19 protein-coding genes and 2 tRNA genes are annotated in these 24,034 nt (G+C 58.2%); 2 read left to right on the top strand and 19 right to left on the bottom strand.

The window, feature by feature from the left end; genetic code table 11:
• Nucleotides 1-25: 25 nt before the first annotated feature.
• The 11 genes from infB to rlmE all read right to left on the bottom strand — a co-directional run bounded on the left by infB (nt 26) and on the right by rlmE (nt 11,173).
• Nucleotides 26-2,551 carry a translation initiation factor IF-2 gene (gene infB / locus M2394_RS26940; RefSeq protein ID WP_178919549.1) on the bottom strand — a complete coding sequence of 842 codons (2,526 nt, stop codon included), beginning with the start codon at nt 2,549-2,551 and terminating at the stop codon, nt 26-28.
• A gap of 27 nt (nt 2,552-2,578) precedes the next feature.
• Nucleotides 2,579-4,060: a transcription termination factor NusA gene (gene nusA / locus M2394_RS26935; protein ID WP_178919548.1), complete on the bottom strand. Its 1,482-nt coding sequence runs from the start codon at nt 4,058-4,060 to the stop codon at nt 2,579-2,581.
• Nucleotides 4,061-4,107: 47 nt separating this feature from the next.
• On the bottom strand, nt 4,108-4,566 hold the full coding sequence (rimP, locus tag M2394_RS26930) for a ribosome maturation factor RimP (protein WP_176998424.1): 459 nt from the start codon (nt 4,564-4,566) through the stop codon (nt 4,108-4,110).
• A 140-nt stretch (nt 4,567-4,706) separates the two neighbouring features.
• A tRNA-Met gene (locus tag M2394_RS26925) sits at nt 4,707-4,783 on the bottom strand.
• Nucleotides 4,784-4,879: 96 nt separating this feature from the next.
• Nucleotides 4,880-4,965 (bottom strand) — tRNA-Leu (locus M2394_RS26920).
• Between the two features lie 22 nt (nt 4,966-4,987).
• Complete coding sequence (gene secG / locus M2394_RS26915; protein WP_010206600.1) at nt 4,988-5,371, bottom strand: preprotein translocase subunit SecG; 384 nt, start codon at nt 5,369-5,371, stop codon at nt 4,988-4,990.
• 4 nt (nt 5,372-5,375) lie between these two features.
• A complete protein-coding gene (gene tpiA / locus M2394_RS26910) occupies nt 5,376-6,131 on the bottom strand; it encodes a triose-phosphate isomerase (RefSeq protein WP_259175172.1) in 756 nt (251 codons plus the stop codon).
• Nucleotides 6,132-6,197: 66 nt separating this feature from the next.
• On the bottom strand, nt 6,198-7,535 hold the full coding sequence (glmM, locus tag M2394_RS26905; RefSeq protein ID WP_178919547.1) for a phosphoglucosamine mutase: 1,338 nt from the start codon (nt 7,533-7,535) through the stop codon (nt 6,198-6,200).
• Nucleotides 7,536-7,551: 16 nt separating this feature from the next.
• The gene (folP, locus tag M2394_RS26900; protein ID WP_178919546.1) at nt 7,552-8,403 is read right to left on the bottom strand and encodes a dihydropteroate synthase; all 852 of its coding nucleotides are present in this window, start codon (nt 8,401-8,403) and stop codon (nt 7,552-7,554) included.
• Nucleotides 8,404-8,411: 8 nt separating this feature from the next.
• Entirely contained in the window at nt 8,412-10,322 is a 1,911-nt protein-coding gene (ftsH, locus tag M2394_RS26895) for an ATP-dependent zinc metalloprotease FtsH (protein WP_178919545.1), read from the bottom strand.
• Nucleotides 10,323-10,522: 200 nt separating this feature from the next.
• Entirely contained in the window at nt 10,523-11,173 is a 651-nt protein-coding gene (rlmE, locus tag M2394_RS26890) for a 23S rRNA (uridine(2552)-2'-O)-methyltransferase RlmE (RefSeq protein WP_010206606.1), read from the bottom strand.
• 105 nt (nt 11,174-11,278) lie between these two features.
• Between rlmE and M2394_RS26885 the strand changes: the two genes are divergently transcribed.
• Complete coding sequence (locus M2394_RS26885) at nt 11,279-11,587, top strand: YhbY family RNA-binding protein (RefSeq protein WP_178919544.1); 309 nt, start codon at nt 11,279-11,281, stop codon at nt 11,585-11,587.
• Between the two features lie 9 nt (nt 11,588-11,596).
• Here M2394_RS26885 and M2394_RS26880 read toward each other — a convergent pair whose 3' ends face one another.
• The 8 genes from M2394_RS26880 to grpE all read right to left on the bottom strand — a co-directional run bounded on the left by M2394_RS26880 (nt 11,597) and on the right by grpE (nt 22,065).
• Complete coding sequence (locus tag M2394_RS26880) at nt 11,597-12,001, bottom strand: MFS transporter (protein WP_178919543.1); 405 nt, start codon at nt 11,999-12,001, stop codon at nt 11,597-11,599.
• A 28-nt stretch (nt 12,002-12,029) separates the two neighbouring features.
• The gene (gene greA / locus M2394_RS26875) at nt 12,030-12,506 is read right to left on the bottom strand and encodes a transcription elongation factor GreA (RefSeq protein ID WP_017139258.1); all 477 of its coding nucleotides are present in this window, start codon (nt 12,504-12,506) and stop codon (nt 12,030-12,032) included.
• A complete protein-coding gene (gene carB / locus M2394_RS26870) occupies nt 12,503-15,724 on the bottom strand; it encodes a carbamoyl-phosphate synthase large subunit (RefSeq protein ID WP_176998429.1) in 3,222 nt (1,073 codons plus the stop codon). Before carB ends, greA begins: the two co-directional genes overlap by 4 nt.
• Nucleotides 15,725-15,829: 105 nt before the next feature.
• Nucleotides 15,830-16,966: a glutamine-hydrolyzing carbamoyl-phosphate synthase small subunit gene (carA, locus tag M2394_RS26865; protein WP_038843802.1), complete on the bottom strand. Its 1,137-nt coding sequence runs from the start codon at nt 16,964-16,966 to the stop codon at nt 15,830-15,832.
• A gap of 259 nt (nt 16,967-17,225) precedes the next feature.
• Nucleotides 17,226-18,032 carry a 4-hydroxy-tetrahydrodipicolinate reductase gene (gene dapB, locus M2394_RS26860; RefSeq protein WP_259175170.1) on the bottom strand — a complete coding sequence of 269 codons (807 nt, stop codon included), beginning with the start codon at nt 18,030-18,032 and terminating at the stop codon, nt 17,226-17,228.
• Nucleotides 18,033-18,042: 10 nt separating this feature from the next.
• Complete coding sequence (gene dnaJ, locus M2394_RS26855; RefSeq protein ID WP_178919542.1) at nt 18,043-19,167, bottom strand: molecular chaperone DnaJ; 1,125 nt, start codon at nt 19,165-19,167, stop codon at nt 18,043-18,045.
• A 318-nt stretch (nt 19,168-19,485) separates the two neighbouring features.
• On the bottom strand, nt 19,486-21,402 hold the full coding sequence (dnaK, locus tag M2394_RS26850; protein WP_178919541.1) for a molecular chaperone DnaK: 1,917 nt from the start codon (nt 21,400-21,402) through the stop codon (nt 19,486-19,488).
• Between the two features lie 102 nt (nt 21,403-21,504).
• Entirely contained in the window at nt 21,505-22,065 is a 561-nt protein-coding gene (grpE, locus tag M2394_RS26845) for a nucleotide exchange factor GrpE (protein WP_016976812.1), read from the bottom strand.
• A gap of 254 nt (nt 22,066-22,319) precedes the next feature.
• On the opposite strand from grpE, the gene recN reads away from it, so the two are divergent.
• The gene (gene recN, locus M2394_RS26840) at nt 22,320-23,993 is read left to right on the top strand and encodes a DNA repair protein RecN (RefSeq protein WP_178919540.1); all 1,674 of its coding nucleotides are present in this window, start codon (nt 22,320-22,322) and stop codon (nt 23,991-23,993) included.
• The last annotated feature ends 41 nt before the right edge of the window (nt 23,994-24,034 follow it).

Raw genomic sequence — 24,034 nt, 5'->3', positions numbered from 1 at the left:
CCGCGTGGCTCCGGAAGTGCGCGAGTTAGAGGCTGCGAGCAACCTGGACCTTCTCGAAGACTTCGATCTTGTCGCCAACCTTGACGTCGTTGTAGCTCTTGACGCCGATACCGCATTCCATGCCGGCACGTACTTCGGAAGCGTCATCCTTGAAGCGGCGCAGGGATTCCAGCTCGCCTTCGAAGATAACGATGTCTTCACGCAGTACACGGATTGGACGGTTACGGTACACGGTGCCTTCAACCACCATGCAACCGGCGATCGCGCCGAATTTCGGCGAGCGGAACACGTCACGCACTTCGGCGATACCCAGGATGTTCTCCCGGACGTCGCTGCCAAGCATGCCGGTGAGGGCTTTCTTGACGTCTTCGATGATGTCGTAGATGACGTTGTAGTAACGCATGTCCAGGCCTTCCTGCTCGACGATCTTGCGAGCGCCGGCATCGGCACGCACGTTGAAGCCGAACAGTACAGCGTTGGAAGCCAGTGCCAGGTTGGCGTCGGACTCGGTGATACCACCGACACCGCCACCGACAACGCGCACTTGCACTTCGTCGTTACCCAGGCCGTTCAAGGCGCCGTTCAACGCTTCGAGGGAACCACGTACGTCAGATTTGAGGACGATGTTGAGCGTCTTCTTCTCTTCCTGGCCCATGTTCTCGAAGATGTTTTCCAGCTTGCCGGCGTGAGCACGGGCCAGTTTGACTTCGCGGAACTTGCCTTGACGGAACAGAGCCACTTCGCGGGCTTTCTTCTCGTCGGCAACCACGCTCATCTCGTCACCAGCGTCCGGAGTACCGTCCAGGCCGAGGATCTCGACCGGGATAGCAGGACCTGCTTCCTTGATTGGCTTGCCGTTCTCGTCGAGCATGGCGCGTACACGGCCGTAATTCGAACCGACCAGGACCATGTCGCCTTGGCGCAGGGTACCGTCTTGAACCAGGACGGTCGCAACCGGGCCACGGCCCTTGTCGAGGCGGGATTCAACCACAACACCACGACCAGGAGCCGATGGCGTAGCAGTCAGTTCCAGCACTTCGGCTTGCAACAGAACGGCTTCGAGCAGTTCGTCAACGCCGGTACCCATTTTCGCGGAGACCGGTACGAATGGAGTGTCGCCACCCCACTCTTCGGAGGTCACGCCGTGAACCGACAGTTCGCTACGGATGCGATCGAGATCGGCGCCCGGCTTGTCGATTTTGTTCACTGCAACCACCAGAGGAACGCCAGCCGCCTGAGCGTGCTGAACAGCCTCGATGGTTTGTGGCATCACGCCGTCGTCCGCCGCAACCACCAGGATCACGATGTCGGTCGCCTTGGCACCACGGGCACGCATTGCGGTAAACGCGGCGTGACCCGGGGTATCGAGGAACGTCACCATGCCACGGTCGGTTTCAACGTGGTATGCACCGATGTGCTGGGTGATACCACCGGCTTCACCAGCAGCCACCTTGGCACGACGGATGTAGTCGAGCAGGGAGGTCTTACCGTGGTCAACGTGGCCCATTACGGTCACGACTGGTGCACGGGAAACCGCTTCACCTTCAAACTTCAGGGACTCGGCCAGGGAATCTTCCAGGGCGGTGTCGCTGACCAGGGTCACTTTGTGGCCCAGCTCTTCAGCAACCAGTTGGGCAGTTTCCTGATCCAGTACCTGGTTGATGGTGGCCGGAGTGCCCAGCTTGAACATGAACTTGATGATTTCAGCAGCCTTGACCGACATCTGCTGGGCGAGGTCGCCAACAGTGATGGTCTCGCCGATTTTCACTTCACGCACGACAGGGCCGGTTGGGCTCTGGAAACCGTGGGCGTTGCGCTTTTTCAGCTTGGCCTTGCCGCGACCACCACGACGGAAGCCATCGCTTTCTTCGTCGGTAGTACGTGGGGCAACGCGTGGAGCAGGCGCTTTCTCTTTGACCGAAGCACGATGCGGAGCGTTTTTGCGCTCGCCATCGCCACCACCACCGCGACGATTGTTATCGTCAGCACGTGGTTTGTCCGGACGACGCGGTTCGTCACGCTTGCGAGTGTCTGCAGCAGGTGCTGGCGCAGGGGCAACCGGAGCGGCCTCACGTACAGCTTCTACTGGCGCGCTAGGCGCAGCGACCGCTTCAGTAACAGCAGGTTGCGCAGCAGCAGGCTGGCGACGCGCTTCTTCTTCGGCGCGACGCTTGGCTTCTTCTTCAGCCTTCTGACGAGCAGCATTTTCTACTGCGCGACGTTCTTCCAGTTCGCGTTTGCGCTCGGCTTCGATTTCTTCCGGGCTGCGCTGTACGAAGACTTTCTTCTTGCGTACTTCAACGCTGATGCTCTTGCTACCCGCAACACGCAGGGTGCTGGTGGTTTTGCGCTGCAATGTAATCTTGCGCGGTTCTTCCACTTTCGCCTTGTGGCTGCTCTTCAAGTGAGTCAGCAAAGACTGCTTCTCACTGTCGCTCACACCTTCATCGGCGGCGGTGTGCGGCAGACCTGCCTCACGCATCTGCTGCAACAGGCGCTCTACCGGTGTTTTGACCTCATCGGCCAGTTGTTTCACCGTGACTTGCGTCATGCACTTCTCTCCTCAGGCCGCGCCTAGTTACTCGAACCAATGGGCTCGGGCGGCCATGATCAACTTGCCGGCACGATCATCGTCAATGCCGTCGATGTCGAGCAGATCGTCAATAGACTGCTCGGCCAGGTCTTCGCGGGTAATTACGCCGCGCACCGCCAGTTCCATCGCCAAATCCTTGTCCATACCCTCAAGCGAGAGCAGGTCTTCGGCCGGATGGGCGTCTGCCAGCTTTTCCTCAGTAGCGATGGCTTTAGTCAACAAGCGATCCTTGGCCCGAGCGCGAAGCTCGTTGACGATTTCCTCGTCAAAGCCGTCGATGTTGAGCATTTCTTCCAACGGTACGTAGGCAATCTCTTCCAGGCTGGTGAAGCCTTCATCTACCAGCACCTGTGCCAGCTCTTCGTCGACTTCCAGCTCGTCGATGAAGTTGCGCAGGATGTCACCGGTTTCAGCTTGCTGCTTAGCCTGGATGTCCGATTCGGTCATCACGTTCAGGGTCCAGCCGGTCAGTTGGCTGGCCAGACGCACGTTCTGACCACCACGACCAATGGCCTGAGCCAGATTGTCTGCGCCAACGGCGATGTCCATCGCATGGGCATCTTCGTCAACGATAATTGCCGCCACTTCAGCCGGCGACATGGCGTTGATCACGAACTGCGCCGGGTTGTCGTCCCACAGGACGATGTCCACACGCTCACCACCGAGCTCGCCAGACACTGCTTGCACGCGCGAACCGCGCATACCGATGCAGGCGCCTTGCGGGTCAATGCGTTTGTCCTTGGAGCGGACCGCGATCTTGGCGCGCGAACCCGGGTCGCGGGATGCAGCCATGACTTCGATCAGGCCTTCGGCGATTTCCGGTACTTCGATACGGAACAGCTCGATCAGCATTTCCGGCGCGGTACGCGACAGGATCAACTGAGGGCCGCGGTTTTCGGTACGGATTTCCTTGAGCAGCGCACGCAGACGCACGCCAACACGGAAGGTTTCGCGGGAGATGATGTCTTCGCGGGCCAGCAACGCCTCGGCGTTGTTGCCCAAGTCGACGATCACGTTGTCGCGGGTCACTTTTTTCACGGTGCCGGAGATGATTTCACCCAGGCGCTCGCGATAGGCGTCAACGACTTGAGCGCGCTCGGCTTCGCGAACCTTCTGCACGATGACCTGTTTGGCGGTCTGTGCAGCAATACGGCCGAATTCGATCGATTCGATCTTTTCTTCGACGACATCACCGACCTTGGCGCCAGGATGCGTTTGCGCAACCTTGCTCGGCCAGGTTTCGATGGCCGGATCATCAAGATCGGCCTCTTCGACGACCGTCCAGCGACGGAAAGTCTCATAGGCACCGGTGTGGCGGTTGATTTCCACACGCAGATCAACTTCGTCTTCAAAACGCTTTTTGGTAGCAGTGGCCAGAGCCAGCTCCAGCGCTTCAAAAATCACGTTTGCCGGTACGCCCTTTTCATTGGATACCGACTCAACAACCAGCAGTACTTCTTTGCTCATCGTACGCCTCGCCTTTCGCAAGCCATTGGATCCGCGGGATCCGCGTCTCAGTCAAAACTGGGAATAATGTTGGCCTTGTCGATCATATCGATCGGCAACAGGAACTCATGGTCGTCTACCTGCACCACGACATCCTGTTCTTCTACACCGCGCAGAAGGCCCTGAAAGTTGCGTCGCCCTTCAAAGGGAGATCGCAGCCTGATCTTCACTTGTTCACCGGCAAATTTTGCAAACTGATCAATAGTGAACAGTGGGCGTTCCATGCCTGGCGAGGAAACTTCGAGGGTGTATTCAACGGAAATTGGATCTTCAACATCCAGGACACCGCTGATCTGACGGCTGACAATGGCACAATCGTCCACCAGCACGCCGCCCTCTTTATCGATATAAACGCGCAACATTGAGTGGCGACCTTGAGCCGAAAACTCAATACCCCAGCATTCATAGCCTAGGGCCACGACCACCGGGGCCAACAAGGCCTGCAACTCTTCTAGCTTGCTCGACACCTGAACCCCCTCGTGCATGTATGTGCATGCTGTGCAAAATAAAAAAATGGGCGAAACGCCCATCCTTGAAACGCCGTCGAACAGCGGCGTTGAAAGTGTCCAGCTAACAAAAAGCCCCTTAAAAGGGGCTCCGCTAAAACTGGTTGCGGGGGCCGGATTTGAACCGACGACCTTCGGGTTATGAGCCCGACGAGCTACCAGACTGCTCCACCCCGCGACAAAGCTGGGGCGGAAGTATACGACCGATCCCTTACAGGGTCAATGTAACCTTCCACCTACAAGAAAGCCCGCAACAGCGGGCTCTCCTGATAATTGGTACCGAGAAGGGGACTCGAACCCCTACACCCTATGGGCACAACCACCTCAAGGTTGCGTGTCTACCAATTCCACCACCTCGGCAATACAGCGTTTACAACCCTTCTTACTTTTGCTCTTGAGCTGGAGGTACGTCAGTCGCTGGAGTAGCCGACTTTTGCTCTTGAAGCACCGGGACATCATCAGAAGCCGGTTTTGCTTTTGGTACTTCCAACACCGCTGGGTTTGGCAAACCTACTTGAGTCAGCACATGAGCTTTCTCTTTAGCAAAGTAACCTAACCCTAAGCTGGTTATGAAGAAACCTGCGGCAAGTATAGCAGTAAACTTACTAAGAAAGGTAGAGGAACCTTGGCTTCCGAACACAGTATTTGAAGCACCTGCACCGAAAGACGCACCAGCATCCGCACCTTTACCCTGTTGCAACAAAACCAGGGCAACTACGCCCAGGGCAGCCAACAGATGAAAAACGACTACGACTGTTTCCAGCATTTTTTCAGTTTCCCGCGGCGCGACAGATCGCACCGAACTCATCTGCATTCAGGGAAGCTCCACCAATGAGCCCCCCATCGATATCCGGCATGCCGAACAGTTCGACCGCATTGGCCGCCTTCACGCTGCCGCCGTATAGAAGCCGCACACCTTGTGCGACCTCAGAATTCTCTGCCGCCAACTGTGCGCGGATGGCTGCGTGCACATCCTGCGCCTGTTGCGGTGTAGCAGTCAGCCCGGTGCCAATGGCCCAGACCGGCTCGTAAGCAATTACTGCCTTTGCAAACGCACCAACACCCAGCTCCTCGATGATGCTGCCCAGCTGACGCGAGACAACTTCAAGAGTCTTGCCCGATTCGCGCTCTGCAAGGGTCTCCCCTACGCACAACACTGGAATCAAGCCACAAGCCTGTGCCGCTGCGAACTTGCGATTGAGTGTCCCATCACGCTCGCCCATCATCTGACGGCGCTCGGAGTGCCCGACGAGCACATAGGAACAACCCGCATCAACCAGCTGACTCGGCGAAATCTCACCGGTCAACGCACCTTGCATCGGCTCCACCGCAGAGTTCTGCGCGCCGACCTGGATCGACTTGCCTTTCAAGCCATCAACCACTTGGTTGATATGCAAGCAAGGTGGGAAAACCGCGACATTGACACCGCTTGGCAAGGCCAAGTGACGAAGGCCGTTGATCAGCTCAGCGACACTGGCGCGGGTACCGTGCATCTTCCAGTTACCAGCTACCATAGTGCGACGCATGCTGTACCTCGTCGGTCAAAGTGGGCGCAGATGTTACCCAACCACATCACCACTGGCAAGCCGAATTCAGGCGCAAACTTCAGTTACCAGTTTTGCCAGGTCTTCGGCATGGCCGCGAACCTGTGTTTCGTCGTCGCCTTCGACCATGACACGCACCAAAGGCTCTGTGCCGGACTTGCGCAGCAGCACCCGCCCACGCCCCGCCATTGCCAGGGTCACACGCTCGCAGGCCTCTTTGACAGCCGGATGCTCGATCGGGTTTTCACCGCCCGAGAAGCGCACATTGAGCAACACTTGAGGGCACTTGCGCAGCGCCTGGCGGGCCTGGGCAAGGCTTTCTTCACGACGACGCAAGGACAGCAAAACCTGCAGCGCGGCAATAATGGCATCGCCCGTCGTGGTGTGATGGAAGCACACAACGTGCCCGGAGTTTTCACCCCCCACCTGCCAGTTGCGCTCCAACAGTTCTGCGATCACATAACGGTCGCCCACATTCGCACGAACGAAAGGAATACCTAAATCTGCCAGGGCCAGTTCCAGCCCAAGGTTGCTCATCAGCGTACCCACGACGCCGCCTTGCAGCTTGCCCCGCTCATGCAGGTCGCGAGCAATGATGAACAATAACTCATCACCGTCCACCACAGCGCCGGTGTGATCAACCATCAGCACGCGATCGCCATCACCATCGAAGGCGATACCGAGATCCGCATGCTCAGCCAGTACGGCCGCCTGCAGTTGCTCTGTATGGGTGGAGCCACAGTTTTCGTTGATGTTCAAACCATTTGGCTGAGCCGACAGCACCGTCACATCGGCGCCCAGCTCCTTGAACACACTCGGCGCGACCTTGTAGGTAGCGCCGTGAGCACAGTCGACAACAATTTTCAGACCGGCAAAATTGGTGCTGGTCGGCACGCTGCTCTTGCAGAACTCGATATAGCGGCCGGAAGCGTCATTGATGCGCGACACCTTGCCCAGCTTGCTGGAATCCACCACCGTCATCGGCGCATCCAGCAGCTCTTCAATCATCAACTCGATCTCGTCTGGCAGCTTGGTGCCTTGGCCCGAGAAGAACTTGATGCCATTGTCATCATGAGGGTTGTGCGAGGCACTGATCACGATACCGGCTTCAGCGTGAAAGGTACGCGTCAGGTAAGCGATCGCCGGCGTCGGCATAGGGCCCAGCAGCATTACATCAGCACCGGCAGCGGACAAACCGGCCTCCAGCGCAGATTCAAACATGTAACCCGAAATACGGGTGTCCTTGCCCACCAGGATGCGGCATGCGCCCATGCTGCGGAACGCCATACCTGCCGCCCAACCCAGCTTGAGCATGAAATCAGGAGTAATAGGAAACTCGCCGACCCGACCACGGATACCGTCGGTGCCAAAGTATTTTTTAGTCATAAGTGCTCCATCATTCTTATTCGGCTGATTCTACAGCGGCAATCATACGCACCACGTCCACAGTCTCGGCGACATCATGCACACGCAAGATGCGCGCGCCCTTGGTTACCGCCAGCGCCGCCAGCGCAAGGCCGCCATACAGTCGCTCACCCACCGGACGGTTCAAAGCCAGCCCTATCATGCTCTTGCGCGAAACGCCGACCAACAAGGGCCGACCAAGGGCATGCAAGGACTCCATGTGCTTGAACAGGCTTAAATTGTGTTGCAGGGTCTTGGCGAAACCAAATCCCGGATCAAGGATGATCTTTTCCGCAGGAATCCCGACCGCAGCGCACTGCACGACCCGCTCAGCCAGGAAGCCACTGACCTCACCCACAAGATCATCATAGTGCGGGCTGTCTTGCATATTTCCGGGCTCGCCCAGCATGTGCATCAGGCATACCGGCAACCCGGTCGCTGCAGCAGCATCCAAGGCACCCTCACGCTGGAGGGAGCGCACATCGTTGATCAACCCAGCACCCAGGCGCGCAGTTTCACGCATTACGGCTGGCGTTGAGGTATCAACCGAAATGATCACGTCCAACTCGCGAGCAATCCGCTCGACGATAGGCGCCACCCGCTCCAACTCCTCCAAAGGAGAGACCACGCGGGCGCCGGGACGAGTCGACTCACCACCGACATCGATCAAGGTCGCGCCAGCCGTCACCATCGCCTCGGCATGACGCAAAGCTGCATCAAGCTGGCTGAAACGGCCGCCATCGGAAAAGGAATCGGGGGTTACATTGAGAATGCCCATGACGTGCGTATGGGCCAAATCAAGAACCCGATTGCCGCAAGGCAACCGGGTGGAGGACAACACAGAAGTCATTTCAAGCCTTAGTGGTCAGCTGCCGGCCCGCCGATCGGGGCTTCAGGGCGTTCATTCTGAACCACTGGCGGGGTGCCAGAGGTGCCCGAACCGCCCTCCCAATCGCGAGGCTCACGAGGTGCGCGCCCCGCCATGATGTCGTCGATCTGATCGGCATCAATGGTCTCATACTTCATCAGCGCGTCAGCCATGGCATCCAGCTTGTCGCGGTTGTCGGTCAGGATCTGCTTGGCCGTGCCGTAGCACTGGTCAATGATGCTGCGCACTTCGGAGTCGATCAGCTTGGCTGTCTCACCGGAGAAACTGGCATTTTGACCGCCACCACCACGCCCCAGGAACACTTCGCCCTCTTCTTCGGCGTACATCAACGGACCGAGCTTCTCCGACAAGCCCCACTTGGTGACCATATTCCTGGCAATCTGGCTCGCACGCATGATGTCGTTGGAAGCGCCGGTAGTGACACCGTCGAAGCCCAAAGTCATCTCTTCGGCAATACGACCACCGTACAGCGAGCATATCTGGCTGATCAGCGCACGCTTGGAGAGGCTGTAGCGATCCTCTTCCGGCAGGAACATGGTGACACCCAGTGCCCGACCACGAGGAATGATCGACACTTTGTAGACCGGGTCATGCTCAGGCACGACGCGACCGACAATGGCGTGGCCGGCTTCGTGATAAGCCGTGTTCTGTTTTTCTTTCTCGGACATGACCATGGACTTGCGCTCGGCGCCCATCATGATCTTGTCTTTTGCCAACTCGAATTCTTTCATTTCAACGATGCGCTTGCCGGTACGAGCCGCAAACAGCGAGGCCTCGTTGACCAGGTTGGCCAGGTCGGCGCCGGAGAAGCCTGGAGTACCCCGAGCGATCACGGCCGGAGCCACGTCGTCGCCCATTGGCACTTTGCGCATGTGTACTTTCAGGATCTGTTCGCGGCCACGGATATCCGGCAAGCCCACCACAACCTGGCGGTCGAAGCGGCCTGGACGCAGCAACGCAGGGTCCAATACATCCGGACGGTTGGTTGCAGCGATGACGATGATGCCGTCATTCATTTCAAAGCCGTCCATCTCAACCAGCAACTGGTTGAGGGTCTGCTCACGCTCGTCATGACCGCCGCCCATGCCGGCGCCACGATGGCGACCAACGGCGTCGATTTCATCGATGAAGATGATGCACGGTGCGTGCTTCTTCGCCTGCTCGAACATGTCGCGAACACGGCTGGCACCGACACCCACGAACATCTCGACGAAGTCAGAACCGGAAATGGTGAAGAAAGGCACCTTGGCTTCGCCCGCAATAGCCTTGGCCAGCAGGGTTTTACCGGTACCCGGAGGCCCCACCATCAGCACGCCGCGAGGAATGCGGCCGCCCAAACGCTGGAACTTGCCCGGATCCCGGAGGAATTCCACCAGCTCGCCCACTTCTTCCTTGGCTTCATCGCAACCTGCGACGTCAGCCAGGGTGGTCTTCACCTGATCTTCGGACAGCAGGCGCGCCTTGCTCTTACCGAAACTCATCGGTCCGCCCTTGCCCCCCGCACCACCTTGCATCTGGCGCATGAAGAACATGAACACGGCGATGATCACCAGGATCGGGAAGCTGGCGACCAGCAATTGGGTCCAGATGCTTTGCTGCTCAGGCTGCTTGCCTTCGACAACCACGTGGTTATCCACCAGGTCACCGATCAGACCGTTGTCCTGAATGGCCGGACGAATGGTCTTGAAGCTATCGCCATCGTTGCGTTTGCCGGTGATCACGTAGCCATCAACCGCTACGCGCTCGACCTTGCCATCCTTAACTTGCTGGATGAAGTCGGAATAGTTGAGGGTCTGCGGCTCGTTAGGGCTGGAGAAGTTGTTCATCACCGTCACCAGGACAGCCGCGATGATCAACCACAGGATCAGATTCTTTGCCATATCGTTCAATTAACTACCCTCTGAAGCAAGCTCCGCTACTGGCGCGCGCTTCGCATGATATTCACCGGCCTAACTTACTACATTACCTACAACTCTGGCAGGCGCCGTCTGTAACCCTTTGTGAAACTTTGACTACACAATATTCGTAAAGCTTCGTGACGAAAGCGATATAAAAAAACCTATCGACTCCCTTCAAACCTTTAAAGACGCTCATCGCTGGCGGCGCCTTCGATGCCACGGAACCCCCGCGCCAACAGGTATTGCTCGCGAGACCGGTCCCGGGAAGAGTCCGGTTTGCGCATTTGCACCTTGTCGAACAGCTTGCGGATGTTCTTGTGGTACTCGTCGAAGCCTTCACCCTGGAAGACCTTGACCAGAAAATCACCACCCGGACGCAATACCCGCCCCGCCAGATCCAGCGCCAACTCGCACAGGAACATGGCTCGCGGCATATCAACAGCCGGTAATCCACTCATATTGGGGGCCATGTCGGAAATCACAAGGTCTACCTGCGAATTTCCCACGGCCTCCAGAATCTCGGCGAGTACGGCGTCCTGGGTGAAGTCGCCATGAACGAAGGTCACGTCCGGGATGCTGTCCATCTCAAGGATGTCGGATGCGATCAACCGGCCTTGCCCACCAATCAGACGACTGGCCACCTGGGACCAGCCACCCGGGGCGGCACCCAGGTCGATCACGCTCATGCCGGGGCGAAACAATTTGTCCTTGTCCTGGAGCTCCAGCAGCTTGTAGCTGGCCCGGGAACGGTAACCGTCCTTCTGCGCCTTTTTGACGTAAGGATCGTTGAAATGCTCTTGCAGCCACTTAAGGCTAGTTTTGGAACGGGCCACGGGCCACCTCGAAAATAAAACGGGTCGTGATTAACTGGGCGGTCCCGGACTCCCTCGGGTAAACTGGCCGCCGCTTTTTACAAGATCAGACGCAGGGGTCAGATTATGCCGCTCACTCAAGAGCAGAAGAAACAGTACAAATCCATTGGCCACCATCTGAAACCAGTTCTGATTGTGGCAGACAACGGTTTGACTGAAGGTGTGTTAGCCGAATTCGAACGCGCGCTGAACGATCACGAATTGATCAAGATCAAGGTCAACATCCTCGACCGCGAGGCGCGCCTGGCTGCCATTGCAGAACTGTGCAAGGTTGGCAAAGCGGACCTGGTTCAAGTCATCGGCAAGATGGCGCTGCTGCATCGCAAGAACTTCAGCGTCAACAAGCAACTGTCGAACGTTCATCGCTTCAAATGATTCAAAGGGTCACGGGCGTGCTTCGCGCGCCCCGCCACTCCACCCGGGCGCCGGCTGTATAACCAGCACCAGGCCGGAAAACCCTAGCACAAGATAGCTGAATAGCTGCCAGCGCAACGCTTCCGGCAGCCAAACATGCACCGCGCAAAACATTGCGCACGCATACAGCGCCATCAACAGCAGTTGGCCGCGAATATCCCGCCACAAACTCCCCAGACCTTCAGCCTTGATCAGCACCAGCGCCTGGAGAATTACGCACGCCGCCGCAAAACCCACCAGCAGCGCACTCAGTAATCCGTCGATCTCATCGATCAGCAACGGCGCCAGGCCAATCAGGCCCAACGCCGGCAAAACACCAATATGCAACAGCCATAGGCCGCCCACCCAAAGCATCTGGGCGAGCTGCCACAGCATAGCGCCCGCACGAAGCGGGCGCCGTCTTTCAGACGTGACGAACTTCAACAATCTCGTACTCGGTCACGCCGCCAGGCGTCTTGACGGTCACCACATCACCCTCTTCCTTGGCAATCAAGGCGCGGGCCAGTGGCGAGCCAACGGAGATTTTGCCGAGTTTAAAGTCAGCCTCGTCTTCGCCCACGATGTGGTAAACCACGCTTTCGTCAGTTTCAACGTTGGCGATTTCCACGGTCGTACCGAAAATCACCTTGCCGGTCTTCGGAATAGTCGTCACATCGATGACCACCGAGTTCTGCAGGCGGCCTTCGATGTCACGGATACGCGCCTCGACCATACCCTGCTGCTCGCGAGCAGCGTGGTATTCGGCGTTTTCCTTGAGGTCACCCAGCTCGCGGGCCGTACCGATGTCCTGGCTCAGCTTTGGACGTACGACCTTGGTCAGATGGGCGTGCTCCTCTTCCAGGGCCTTGAAGCCCTGGACGGTCATTGGGTATTTGGTCATGCCTTCAATCCTGCGTGTAGATCCTGCAAGCGACGCACGGTTTTTTCCGGACCGAACTTGAGCGCTTCGCAGATGGCTTCGCCAGCAGCAATGGTAGTGGTGCAGTAGATCTTGTGCTGCAAGGCGTTACGACGGATGGAGTAAGAGTCCGCGATCGACTGGCGACCTTCAGTGGTGTTGATGATCAAGGTGACTTCGTCATTCTTGATCATGTCGACCACGTGCGGACGGCCTTCCGTCACCTTGTTCACGCGACGCACTTTCAGGCCGGCCGCTTCGATCAGCTTGGCGGTCCCGGCGGTGGCCACGACTTCGAAGCCCAAGTTGATCAGATCACGGGCCACACCCGCAACCAGAGGCTTATCGTCGTCACGCACGCTGATGAAGGCTGTACCGCCGGTCGGCAGCACTTCGCTGGCGCCCATCTGGGCCTTGGCGAACGCTTCACCGAAGGTGTCACCCACACCCATCACCTCACCGGTGGACTTCATCTCTGGGCCCAGGATCGGGTCCACACCCGGGAACTTGGCGAATGGGAATACCGCCTCTTTCACGCTGTAGAAGTTAGGAATAATTTCCTTGGTGAAGCCGATTTCCTTCAGGGTTTTACCAGCCATCACGCGCGCAGCGATCATGGCCAGGGACACACCGATGCACTTGGAAACAAACGGCACGGTACGGGAAGCACGCGGGTTGACTTCGATGACGTAGATGTCTTCGCCTTGCAGCGCCAACTGTACGTTCATCAGGCCGACCACGCCCAATTCCAAGGCCATTTTCTTGACCTGGTCGCGCATCACGTCCTGGATGTGCGCCGGCAGCGAGTACGGTGGCAGCGAGCAAGCCGAGTCACCGGAGTGAACGCCCGCCTGTTCGATGTGCTGCATGATCGCGCCGATCACCACGTCGGTGCCGTCGCAAACAGCGTCCACGTCCATCTCGATGGCGCAGTTGAGGAAGTGGTCCAGCAGCACCGGGCTGTCGTTGGAGACTTTCACTGCGTCGCGCAGGTAGCGCTTGAGCTCTTCTTCTTCGTAGACGATTTCCATCGCACGGCCGCCCAGTACGTAGGACGGACGCACCACCAGCGGGTAGCCGATCTTGCTGGCTGCACGGATGGCTTCGTCTTCGCTGCGCACGGTGGCGTTTGGCGGCTGACGCAGGTTCAGGCGCTCAACCATCTGCTGGAAGCGCTCACGGTCTTCGGCACGGTCGATGGCGTCAGGGCTGGTGCCAATGATCGGCACGCCGGCCGCTTCCAGGGCGCGAGCCAATTTCAGCGGGGTTTGGCCGCCGTACTGGACGATCACACCCTTTGGCTTCTCGACGCGCACGATTTCCAGTACGTCTTCCAGGGTCACTGGCTCGAAGTACAGGCGATCGGAAGTGTCGTAGTCGGTGGAAACAGTTTCCGGGTTGCAGTTGACCATGATGGTCTCGTACCCGTCTTCGCGCAGGGCGAGGGCGGCGTGTACGCAGCAGTAGTCAAACTCGATACCCTGGCCGATACGGTTAGGACCGCCGCCCAGGATCATGATCTTGTCGCGACCCGACGGCGCTGCTTCGCACTCTTCCTCGTAGGTGGAGTACAGGTAGGCGGTGTCGGTGGAGAACTCGGCGGCGCAGGTGTCAACGCGCTTGTAGACCGGGAAGATCTCCAGCTTGTGGCGATGGGTACGCAGGTTCTTCTCGGTCACACCCAGCAGCTTGGCCAGACGCTGGTCGGAGAAGCCCTTGCGCTTGAGACGGAACATCATGTCGCGGTCGATGCTGGCCAGACCCAGGGTCTTGACCTTCTCTTCTTCCTTGATCAGATCTTCGATCTGCACCAGGAACCACGGGTCAATCATGTTCATGCCAAAGATATCTTCGACGGTCATGCCTGCACGGAAGGCGTCTGCGACGTACCAGATACGCTCGGCGCCCGGCACGGTCAGCTCACGCTTGAGCACACTCATGCTTTCCGGGTTGGCCAGGTCGAGTTTCTCGTCAAGACCACAAACGCCCACTTCCAGGCCACGCAGGGCTTTCTGCAGGGATTCCTGGAAGGTACGGCCGATGGCCATGACTTCACCCACCGACTTCATTTGGGTGGTCAGGCGGGCGTCGGCCTTGGCGAATTTCTCGAAGGCAAAACGTGGCAGCTTGGTGACGACGTAGTCGATGGACGGTTCGAAGGACGCCGGGGTCTTGCCACCGGTGATGTCGTTCGACAGCTCGTCCAGGGTGTAACCCACCGCCAGCTTGGCTGCGACCTTGGCGATCGGGAAGCCGGTGGCTTTCGAAGCCAGGGCCGACGAACGGGAAACCCGTGGGTTCATCTCGATCACGACCATGCGGCCGGTGTTCGGGCAGATGCCGAACTGAACGTTGGAACCGCCGGTTTCCACGCCGATCTCGCGCAGTACCGCCAGGGAGGCGTTACGCAGGATCTGGTATTCCTTGTCAGTCAGGGTCTGCGCTGGAGCCACGGTGATGGAGTCACCGGTGTGCACGCCCATCGGGTCAAAGTTTTCGATGGAGCAGACGATGATGCAGTTGTCCTTCTTATCGCGGACAACCTCCATCTCGTACTCTTTCCAGCCGATCAGGGATTCGTCGATCAGCAGCTCTTTGGTCGGCGACAGGTCCAGGCCACGGGCGCAGATTTCTTCGAACTCTTCACGGTTGTAAGCGATACCGCCACCGGTGCCGCCCATGGTGAAGGACGGACGGATAATGCACGGGAAACCCAGGGTCTCGAGGACCGCATTGGCTTCTTCCATGCTGTGGGCGATACCGGAACGCGGGCACGCCAGGCCGATGGACTTCATGGCCTTGTCGAAACGCGAACGGTCTTCAGCCTTGTCGATGGTGTCGGCGTTGGCACCGATCATCTCTACGCCGAATTTTTCCAGGACGCCTTCGCGCTCCAGGTCCAGGGCGCAGTTCAGTGCAGTCTGGCCACCCATGGTTGGCAGCAGTGCGTCCGGACGCTCTTTTTCGATGATCTTGGCAACGGTCTGCCACTTGATCGGCTCGATGTAGGTGGCGTCGGCCATGGCCGGGTCGGTCATGATGGTGGCCGGGTTGGAGTTCACCAGGATGACGCGGTAGCCCTCTTCGCGCAGGGCTTTACAGGCCTGGGCGCCGGAGTAGTCGAATTCGCAGGCCTGGCCGATCACGATCGGGCCAGCGCCGAGAATCAGGATGCTTTTTATGTCTGTACGTTTTGGCATGGGTTTGTCACTCAAATCCGCAGGTCAGTCGGCAAGCCGTCTTGAACAATCTTTGAAGAGCCTGCGGGGGCCACCGGTGCTCGGGGCCACCCGCAGACCACTCACTCAGCGTCGCTTGGCCATCTCATTGATGAAACGGTCGAACAGCGGCGCTACGTCGTTCGGGCCCGGGCTCGCTTCAGGGTGGCCCTGGAAGCTGAACGCGCTCTTGTCGGTGCGCTCGATACCTTGCAGGGAGCCGTCGAACAGCGACTTGTGAATCGCACGGACGTTGCTCGGCAAGGTGGCTTCATCTACCGCAAAACCGTGGTTCTGGCTGGTGATCATCACAACGCCGGTATCCAGGTCCTGCACAGGGTGGTTGGCACCGTGGTGGCCGTGGCCCATTTTCAGGGTCTTGGCGCCGGAAGCCAGGGCCAGCAGTTGGTGACCGAGGCAGATGCCGAATACCGGAATCTCGGTTTCCAGTACGTCCTTGATAGCCTGGATGGCGTAGTCGCATGGCTCAGGATCGCCTGGGCCGTTGGACAGGAACACGCCGTCCGGCTGCAGGGCGAGCACGTCGCTGGCTGGGGTCTGCGCCGGCACTACGGTCACGCGGCAACCGCGCTCGACCAGCATGCGCAGGATGTTGTATTTGACGCCGTAGTCGTAGGCCACCACGTGGTAAGGCAGGTCAGCGGCTTCGATGGTCGCGTGACTGTCGGTTTTCAAGTCCCAGACAGTGGAGCGCCACTCGTACTTCTCTTTAACGCTGACAACTTTCGCCAGGTCCATGCCTTTCAGGCCAGGGAAACCTTGCGCTGCGGCGATCGCCGCCTCTTCGGAGATATTGTCACCGACCATGATGCAGCCGTTCTGCGAACCTTTTTCACGCAGGATACGCGTGAGGCGGCGCGTATCGATACCGGCGATCGCCACAACATTGTTGGCTTTCAGGTAATCGGACAGCGACATCGTGTTACGCCAGTTGCTCGCGACCAGTGGCAGGTCACGAATCACCAGACCGGCCGACCAGACACGATCAGACTCGACGTCTTCCGGTGTAGTACCGGTGTTGCCGATGTGCGGATAGGTCAGGGTAACGATCTGTTGGGCGTAGGAAGGATCGGTAAGGATTTCCTGATAGCCGGTCATGGCAGTGTTAAACACTACCTCTCCAACGGTTTGACCGTCGGCTCCAATGGCTTCGCCGCGAAAAATGCTGCCATCAGCAAGGGCGAGTATGGCTGGCTTAGTCAAGAAGACCTCCCGTAAATAAAGCCTGAAAGGGCGATCGCAGGTTGTAAAAAAGCGGAGTGACGTATGGACACGTCACCCCGCTTGTTCACTGAATTATTCTGCGCGCTTTTAGTGGACACACTAAAGCTGTAGCTTACAGAAAAAGGCTTTTTTGGTCCACCGCTAATGAGCCTTAAAGGCAGGGGAATGCGACAGGACGTCGCTTAGCGGGTAAAAACGGGGCCTAAGCATAAGCTTGAGGCCCCGTTTTAGCTACTGATTAGTGCAGATCCAGCACGTCGCGCATGTCGTACAGGCCAGGCTCGCGACCCTCCAGCCAAAGCGCAGCGCGGACCGCCCCCTTGGCAAAGGTCATGCGACTGGAAGCCTTGTGCGTAATCTCCAGGCGCTCGCCTTCGGTGGCGAACAACACAGTGTGATCACCCACCACATCGCCACCGCGCACGGTTGCAAAACCAATGGTGTCACGCGCACGCGCGCCGGTATGACCTTCACGGCCATACACAGCCACTTTAGACAGATCACGCCCCAACGCATCGGCAATTGCCTCACCCATGCGCAGCGCAGTGCCCGACGGCGCATCGATCTTGTGACGGTGATGGGTCTCGATGATTTCGATATCCGCCTCATCACCCAGCACGCGAGCTGCCAGATCCAGCAACTTGAGCGACAGGTTCACACCCACACTGAAGTTGGCCGCGAAGACGACAGGAATATCCTTGCCCGCCTCCACCAGCAATTGCTTCTGCTCAGCCGTCAAACCGGTTGTGCCGATCACCATGGCCTTGCCCGCCTTGCGGCAGTACGCCAGGTTTTTCAGCATCACCTCCGGCAAAGTGAAGTCGATCAGCACATCGAACTCATCGGCCACCTGCTCCAGGTTGCCCGACAGCGAAACACCGATGCGACCCAGCGAGGCCAATTCACCCGCGTCCGCGCCGATCAACGTACTGCCAGGGCGAACGATCGCCGCTGTCAGCCCGGAGGCCGGCGAGCGCTGCTGTACCGCTTCGACCAGCGTCTTGCCCATGCGCCCTGCAGCGCCCATCACGGCTATACGTCGCATACTCAATTCCTTACAGGTCGCCGAAGAAGCGCTTCACACCATCGAAAAAGCCCGCGGTTTTCGGCGAGTGGGAGTCATCCCCCTCCATCGAACCACGGAACTCTTCAAGCAGTTCGCGCTGACGACGGTTCAGGTTGACCGGCGTTTCTACCGCCACGCGACACATCAGGTCGCCAGCACCGCCGCCACGCACCGGCGCAACGCCTTTGCCACGAATGCGGAACTGCTTGCCGGTCTGGGTGCCTTCCGGGATCTTGAGCTTGACCCGACCATCCAGGGTCGGAATCTCCAGCTCGCCACCCAGGGCCGCATCGACAAAGCTGATCGGCACTTCGCAGAACAGGTGCTTGCCGTCACGCTGGAAGATCGAGTGCTCGCGCACATTGATCACCACATACAGGTCGCCCGTCGGGCCACCCTGAGTCCCCGCCTCGCCTTCACCCGACAGGCGAATGCGGTCACCGGTGTCCACGCCCGCAGGCACTTTCACCGACAGCGTCTTGTACTCTTCTACGCGGCCTTCGCCGTGGCAGGAATCGCACGGGTCGGAAATGATCTTGCCCTGGCCATGGCAGCGCGGGCAGGTCTGCTGCACCGAGAAGAAGCCCTGCTGCATGCGCACCTGGCCGATACCGCCACACGTAGGGCAGGTGATCGGCGAGGAGCCCTTCTTGGCACCCGAACCATCACACGGTTTGCAGTTGACCAGCGTCGGCACACGGATATTGACGCTGGTGCCGCGCACGGCTTCTTCAAGATTGAGTTCCAAGGTGTAGCGCAAGTCGCTGCCACGCTGGGCACCGCCACGCTGACCACCCCGGCCACCACCGAAAAAGTCGCTGAATACGTCGCCGAAAATATCGGAGAAGTTCTGACCACCAAAACCGGCACCGCCGCCACCCATGCTCGGGTCGACGCCGGCGTGGCCATACTGGTCGTAGGCCGCACGCTTATTGGGATCAGACAGGCATTCGTAGGCCTCATTGGCCTCTTTGAACATTTCTTCGGATTCTTTGCTATCCGGATTACGGTCCGGGTGGTGCTTCATCGCCAGGCGACGGTAAGCCTTCTTCAGGTCCGCCTCGCTGGAGCCGCGCTCCACACCCAACACTTCGTAATAGTCACGCTTTGCCATAAGTCTTTGCACTCTTAAGGACGTTCAGCCAGACCCTCCTGAGCCTTGCCAAACTCGTTGAGCCCCAATACAGGCCCGGACCCAACTCACGTCAATTCAACGATCCTGGTCATTACTACTTTTTAGCCAGGTACCCGGCCAAAAGTGCGGTATTTACTGCTCGGAAAGCAGGAGCATTCCCGATCACACCGCCAGCATCCGCACGTTGTCGCATGCTGTAAAAATTCGCATACCCCAGACACGCCAACGCGGGAGCAAGCTCCCGCGCGGCGACATCCTACCAGTCACCGCTTGATAGCGGTCAACCGGGCGACCAACTTACTTCTGGTCTTTGACTTCTTCGAACTCGGCATCGACAACGTCGTCGTGCTTGGCTTCAGGCTCTGCGTGCTGTGCAGCGCCTTCTGCCGGCTGGCCTTGCTCGGCGTACATTTTCTGAGCGACTGGCGCGGAGACTTTCGACAGCTCCTCAACCTTGGCTTCGATGGCAGCCTTGTCGTCGCCTTTGATAGCGGCTTCCAGGGCAACCACGGCAGCTTCGATCGCGGTCTTCTCTTCGGCAGTCACCTTGTCGCCAGCATCAGCAACCATTTTGCGCGTCGAGTGAACCAGGGCATCACCTTGGTTACGTGCACCGGCCAATTCAGCAAACTTGGCGTCTGCATCGGCGTTGGCTTCAGCATCACGGATCATCTGTTGAATTTCTTCATCAGACAGGCCGGAGTTGGCCTTGATGGTGATCTTCTGCTCTTTGCCAGTGGCCTTGTCCTTGGCACCTACGTGCAGGATGCCGTTGGCGTCGATGTCGAAGGTTACTTCGATTTGTGGCACGCCACGTGGAGCAGGTGGAATCTCGGCCAGGTCGAACTTGCCCAGGGACTTGTTCTGAGCAGCCTGCTTACGCTCACCTTGCAGCACGTGAATGGTCACAGCGCCCTGGTTGTCGTCGGCAGTCGAGAACACTTGCGATTTCTTGGTAGGAATCGTGGTGTTTTTCTCGATCAGCGCAGTCATCACGCCACCCATGGTTTCGATACCCAGGGTCAGTGGGCTCACGTCCAGCAGCAGTACGTCTTTCACGTCACCGGCCAATACCGCGCCCTGGATGGCAGCACCCATGGCAACCGCTTCGTCCGGGTTCACGTCTTTACGTGCTTCTTTGCCGAAGAACTCGGTTACTTTCTGCTGAACCAGTGGCATACGGGTCTGACCGCCCACCAGGATCACGTCGTTGATGGAACCAACGTCGATACCGGCGTCTTTCAGAGCGATGCGGCAAGGTTCGATGGTGCGCTGAACCAGGTCTTCAACCAGTGCTTCCAACTTGGCGCGAGAGATCTTCACGTTCAAGTGCTTAGGACCGGTGGCGTCTGCAGTGATGTACGGCAGGTTCACGTCGGTCGAATTGCTCGAAGACAGTTCGATCTTGGCTTTTTCAGCAGCTTCTTTCAGACGCTGCATCGCCAGCGGATCACCTTTGAGGTTGATGCCGCTTTCCTTCTTGAACTCGTCAACGAGGTAGTCGATCAGACGGATGTCAAAGTCTTCACCACCCAGGAAGGTGTCGCCGTTGGTGGCCAACACTTCGAACTGGTGCTCGCCGTCAACTTCAGCGATCTCGATGACCGACACGTCGAACGTACCGCCACCCAGGTCATAAACGATCACAGTGTGGTCGCCCTTGGCCTTGTCCATACCGTAAGCCAGAGCAGCTGCGGTGGGTTCGTTGATGATACGTTTTACGTCCAGGCCCGCGATGCGGCCGGCGTCTTTGGTCGCCTGACGCTGGCTGTCGTTGAAGTAGGCCGGAACGGTGATCACCGCTTCGGTCACTGTTTCACCGAGGTAGTCTTCAGCAGTCTTCTTCATCTTTTTCAAGACTTCAGCCGAGATCTGCGGAGCAGACATCTTGTTGCCATTGACTTCAACCCAGGCGTCACCGTTGTCAGCCTTGGCGATTTTGTAAGGCACCATCTTGATGTCTTTCTGTACGACTTCTTCGTCGAACTTACGGCCGATCAGACGTTTTACCGCGTACAGGGTGTTGTGCGGGTTGGTCACAGCCTGGCGTTTGGCCGACTGACCAACCAGGATCTCGCCGTCATTTGCGTAAGCAATGATCGACGGCGTGGTACGCGCGCCTTCGGCGTTTTCGATAACTTTGGCTTTGCCGTTTTCCATGACGGAGACGCAGGAGTTGGTGGTCCCCAGGTCGATACCGATAATTTTGCCCATGATTTACTCTCCCGAAACTTGAATTTGGTTGCCGCAGCAGTGGTGGCTAACTGCGGTAGCACTTAAACGCTTGACTTATAGATGGGGGCCTTGCGGCGTATTTCAAGCCTGCTCATCAATAGAAGGCGAAACCGGTGCAGGCGCCTTGCTCACCACAACCATCGCCGGGCGCAGCAAGCGACCATTGAGCAGGTAACCCTTCTGGAATGTTTTGAGCACGCTGTTCGGCTCCAGGTCATGGCTTTCCTGCATGGCCATGGCCTGGTGATGCTCAGCGTTGAACGGCTCGCCGCCTTGTGGATCGATCGCTTCCAGCTGATAACGCTTCAGGGTGTCCTGGAACATTTTCAGGGTCAGCTCGATCCCTTCGCGCATCGGGCGGATGTTTTCGTCGTCCGGGTTGGACAATTCAAGGCCACGCTCCAGGCTGTCGATGATCGGCAGCAAGTCATTGGCGAATTTTTCCAGCGCGAACTTGTGAGCCTTTTCTACATCCTGCTCGGCACGGCGGCGGACGTTCTGCAGATCAGCGGCAACACGCAAAGACTGATCCTGCGCAGCGGCCAATTGCTCTTCAAGCACTTGCACGCGGGTTGCCAGCTCATCGCCGACAGCCGAATTGGCGTCTGGAGTTTGCGTATCCTGCGTCTGTTCGTCAGCCATAGTTTTCTCCTTTCAAAATCATGCGCGAACTCGACTCGCGCTTCTGTTCCGGTATATGGGGCCACAATTTCCAGGTTCAAGGGTGCAGGCGTTACCAAAAGTCTTTCAGGTGCTCAGGATCAATTCCCGCACTGTCATTCCTCGTCGCACTTAAAAAGCAGGCCATTCAAGCAAATCGAGCTAAGCATCAGGATTGTCAGCCCTGAACAAAACACTGTATAAATAACCAGACCTAACACCTGGGAGCGGTCTTCATGCTCGTGCACCTGTCCGTACATAACTACGCCATCGTTGAACATCTGGATCTCGAACTGGATCGCGGGATGAGCGTAATCACAGGCGAGACCGGCGCCGGCAAGTCGATCATGCTCGACGCCCTGGGCCTTACCCTTGGCGACCGCGCCGACAGCGGCGTTGTGCGCCCTGGCGCCGACAAAGCCGATATCCTGGCCACGTTTGACCTGGCGGACATTCCCGAGGCAGAAGCCTGGCTGGCAGAACGCGACCTGAATATTGAAGGCCCCTGCATCCTGCGCCGGGTCATCACCGCCGAAGGGCGCTCTCGCGGCTACATCAATGGCACGCCCTGCCCCCTGGGAGACTTGAAAGCACTGGGCGAACTGCTGATTGATATCCACAGCCAGCATGAACACCAGTCCCTGCTGAAAACCGACACCCACCGCCGCCTGCTCGACGAATACGCAGGCGCAACGGACCTTGCCCGACAAGTACAACTTGCTGCCCAACGCTGGCGCCAGACTCGCCAGGAACTGGAGCGCCTCTCCAATTCCGGCGACGAACAACGCGCCCGCCACCAACTACTGAGCTATCAGCTTGAAGAGCTCGAAAGCCTGGGGCTTGGCGAGACCGAACTGGAGCAGTTGGAGCAGGAACACAAAAACCTGACCAATGCAGAAACCCTGCTGGGTATTTGCCGCCAGGTCGTGGAGCAATGCAGCGAGAGTGATTCCGGCAACGTGCTCAATGCGCTGACCGCGAGCCTCAATCGCCTGTCCAGCGTGAACAGCGGGTCTGGCGCCTTGGGCGAAGCCACCACCTTACTGACCAGCGCGCAGATTCAGGTCGAAGAAGCGGTGGGTGAACTCAACCGTTTCCTGGATCACTTCGATGCCGACCCGGCACGCCTGCAAGAAATAGAAGAGCGCCTGGATACCATCTACACACTGGCGCGCAAACACCGAATCCAGCCTACTGAAGTTGCAACCCTGCAGCAGAAACTGCTGGATGAGATCGAAACCCTGAATGCCAACGACGAATCCATCGAGCGATTGGGCGAGGAACTCGCCTCATTTGCACGTCACTATCAGGAGAAAGCGCGTGAACTGAGCGACCTGCGCCAGCAGGCAGCCACCAGCCTGGCCAGCGCAGTGGAGCAGGAAATTCAGCGACTGGGCATGCCTGGCGGTCGATTCACCATTGAACTGCGCGCCAACGCCAGCAACGAATTGCAACCTCATGGCCTGGAGCAAGTCGAGCTACTGGTCAGCGCCAACCCCGGGCAACCGCTCAAGGCATTGGCAAAAGTCGCCTCTGGTGGCGAGCTGTCGCGAATCAGCTTGGCGATTCAGGTGATCACCGCCCAGACCTCACGCGTACCCACCCTTGTGTTCGACGAAGTGGACGTGGGTATTGGCGGCCCGACGGCGGAGATTGTTGGCCAGTTGTTACGTCGCCTGGGCGATCGCGGGCAGGTGCTCACGGTAACGCACTTGCCGCAAGTGGCCGCCCAAGGGCATCAACATTTGTTTGTGCATAAAGTGCGGGGAAGCGACGCGACGCACACCGCCGTGTCGAAGCTGAACAAGTCGGAACGCGTGGAAGAAGTGGCACGAATGCTTGGGGGTATCGACCTGACCAAGGAGTCCCTGGCCCACGCGAAGAAAATGGTCGTGGCCGCCAAGGCTTAAACTGGCATTTTCCTCTCTATAGAAAGCACGAAGGCGACCTC

The organism is Pseudomonas sp. BIGb0164, from assembly GCF_024810135.1.
Classification (GTDB): domain Bacteria; phylum Pseudomonadota; class Gammaproteobacteria; order Pseudomonadales; family Pseudomonadaceae; genus Aquipseudomonas.
The sequence above is the reverse complement of the archived record's forward strand: the minus strand, read 5'-3'. Positions and strand labels throughout refer to the sequence as shown.